Origin of the sequence: Thermoflexus sp., assembly GCF_040289485.1 — a bacterium.
Classification (GTDB): Bacteria; Chloroflexota; Anaerolineae; order Thermoflexales; family Thermoflexaceae; genus Thermoflexus.
On sequence record NZ_PSLG01000118.1, the window covers coordinates 1 to 2711 of the forward strand.

A 2711-nucleotide genomic window follows, 5' to 3' on the forward strand; every position below is an offset into this window, starting at 1 on the left:
CGGGCGGCCACCGCCCGCGGCCTGCTGCTGGGCCTGGCCCTCGCCGGGCTCCGGGGTCGGTTCGCCCGGGCCGCCCGGCAAGGGCCACGGTCCCCCTGAAAGAGCGCCTGTCTCGACCGGAACCCCGATCCCTACGCCGAGGTGCAGCGATGGCGGAACTGGTGTTGAACGCGAAGGTGCGGACGGTGACCGGCAAGGCGGTGAAGGCCCTCCGCCGCCAGGGGTGGATCCCGGCCGTGGTCTACGGCCGCCACCTCCCATCCACCCCGATCCAGATCGAGGGCCGCGCGCTCCAGCGGGTCCTGAGCCAGGCCCGCGGGGGCGCCCGGCTGATCACGCTGCAGGTGGACGGCCAGAGCCACTGGGTGCTCATCCGCGAGGTCCAACGGGAGCCCATCCGCCGCGAGATCCTCCACGTCGACTTCCAGGCGGTGGAGATGACCGAGAAGATCCGTGTCGAGGTCCCTGTGGTCTTCGTCGGCACCTCCCCAGCCGTGGAGCGGGGCGAGGGGATCCTGGTCCACGGGCTCACCCACGTGGAGATCGAGTGCCTGCCCCAGGACCTCATCGAGGCCATCCCCGTGGACCTGAGGGCCCTGGACCGGGTGGACGCGGCCATCCACGTGCGGGACCTGCCGGTGCCCCCCGGCGTCACCATCCTCACCGATCCGGATGAACTGATCGCCCTGGTGACCGCGCCCGCCGCGGAGGCCGTGGAGGAGGCGGCGCTGCCGGCAGAGACGCCCGAGGTGGAGGTCATCGGCAAGGGCAAGAAGGAAAAGGAAGAAGAGGAGGAGTGAGGGCAAGCCCGGGCTACGGCGGCCCGGGGCGATAGAGGGCGCGGTAGATGGCCAGGTGCTCGGTGATCCGCTCCAGATAGCGCCGGGTCTCCTCCAGGGAGATCCGCTCGTAGAAGAGATCGGGGTCGCCCCGGGCCGCCGCCCACCAGCGGGCGGCGTTCCCCGGCCCGCCGTTGTAGGCGGCCACCGCCACCCACAAGTTCCCGCCGAACCGATCCCGCTGCTGCGCCAGGTAGTAGGCCCCGAAGGCCAGGCTGACCCACGGGCGGTACAGCCAGGACTCCGGAACGGACATCCCCAGGGCGGCGGCGATGCCCCGGGCGGTCGGCGGGATGATCTGCATCAGCCCCCGAGCCTGGGCGACGGAGGTCGCCCAGGGGTCGAACAGGCTCTCCTGGCGCATCAGCGCATAGAGCAACAACGGATCTAGCCCGTAGCGCTGGGCCTCAGCCAGTACCTGCTCCCGATAGGGGGTGGGATAGGCCAAGCGGGCCAAGAACGGCGGCGCGGCCAGCGGATCCACCCCCAGCCGGGCGAGGAGTCGGGCCGCCGCCTGGACGGCCAGCGCGTCGGCCCCCCGCTCCCGGAAAGCCAGGGCCAGGCCGTAAAGGGCTACCGGGTCCCCATCCAGCCGCTGGCGCAGGGCCGTCCACAGGGCTCGGGCTTCCACCCACCATCCCATCCGCCAGGCCTCCTCCCCGGCCGCCCAGAGGGGGTCAGCGGTGAAGGCCGCCGTCCGCAGGACGACGGTGTCGGTGAGGTTCAGCCGGGCCGCCAGCCACGCCTCCGCCGCCCCCCGCCCCTCCTCGGGATCGGGGAAAGCCGGCGGGCCGCCGGCGGCGAACGGATCGATGCCCATCTGCAGGTGACGGGCCCGCTCCCCGAAGAAGCGGCCGGCGGCGCGGGCAGCTACCGCCCGCCAGGCGGCCGCGGCCTCCGCCGGATCTCCCCGCGCCTGCGCCACCTTCCCCCGCCAGAACCGAGCCGTCAGGGCCCACGACGTCTCCGGGTAACGCGCCTCCAGCGCCTCCCAGGCGGCGGCAGCCCCCGCGAGATCGCCCCGGGCGTAGCGCAGCACCCCCAGGCGATGCCAGGCCTCCGGGGCCCGGGGATGACCCGGGAACCCTGCGGCCAGACGCTGGTAAAAGGCCTCGGCCGCCGCCTCCGCCCCGTTCCGCTCCAGAAGGCGGGCCGCCTCCCACAACAGCGTGGGGGTGAAGGGATGTTCCGGATGGCGCTGGAGGAACCGTTGCCACAGGGCCACCGCATCCGCGACTGCGCCGCTCTGGATCCACAGCCTCCCCTTCTCCAGCCACGCGTCCCCCCAGCGGGCGGCGGTGGGATGGTCGCGGAGGAGGGCATCCAGATGGGCGTGCGCCGCGGCCCGGTTCCCCAGATCCCAGTAGCACCGCGCCGCTTCAAAGTGCAGATCGCCGTGGTCTGGGTGGGCGGCGATCCAGCGCTCGAAGGCCTGGACCGCCGGGAGGCATTGCCCGGCGGCCGCGTCGATCCGCCCGCGCAGGTCGTCCGGCACCGGGATCCCCGCCTCCAGCAGCCGGACCAGGGCCCGGTAGGCCGCCGGGGTCTCGGGGGCACACTGCGCCTGCCAGCGGGCGATGGCCTCCGCCGTCTGGCCCGCCTTCCAGAGGGCGAAGGCCGCCCGCTCTTCGATCTCGGCCCGGTAAGCAGGGATCTGGGCGAAGGCCAAGATGGCCGCATATTGCTCCAGGGCAGCGGGGTAGGTCTCCATCGCCTCCAGGGCCTCGGCCAGGCGCTCCCGGATCTGGGCCTCCTGCGCGCGGTCGCGGGCCAGGGGCAGGGCCGCCCGCAGGGCGGCGGCCACCCCCTCCCACCGGCCGGCCTGGGCCAGCGCCGCGGCCTGTCGCAGCCGGCTCTCCACCGTCAGCGGGG

2 protein-coding genes are annotated in these 2711 nt (G+C 73.9%); one reads left to right on the forward strand and one right to left on the reverse strand.

Going from position 1 to position 2711, the window contains the following annotated elements; translation table 11 throughout:
• The first annotated feature begins 149 nt into the window (after positions 1-149).
• Positions 150-800: a 50S ribosomal protein L25 gene (locus C4313_RS11530; protein WP_352429994.1), complete on the forward strand. Its 651-nt coding sequence runs from the start codon at positions 150-152 to the stop codon at positions 798-800.
• A 13-nt stretch (positions 801-813) separates the two neighbouring features.
• On the opposite strand, the gene C4313_RS11535 is transcribed toward C4313_RS11530, so the two are convergent.
• Positions 814-2711, reverse strand: a 1898-nt coding sequence (locus tag C4313_RS11535) for a lytic transglycosylase domain-containing protein (RefSeq protein WP_352429995.1), incomplete at its 5' end; no start/stop codon positions are given.

Excerpts from the sequence above, each read along its gene's own strand:
- C4313_RS11530 (WP_352429994.1), top strand. The coding sequence starts at position 150 with ATGGCGGAACTGGTGTTGAACGCGAAGGTGCGGACGGTGACCGGCAAG.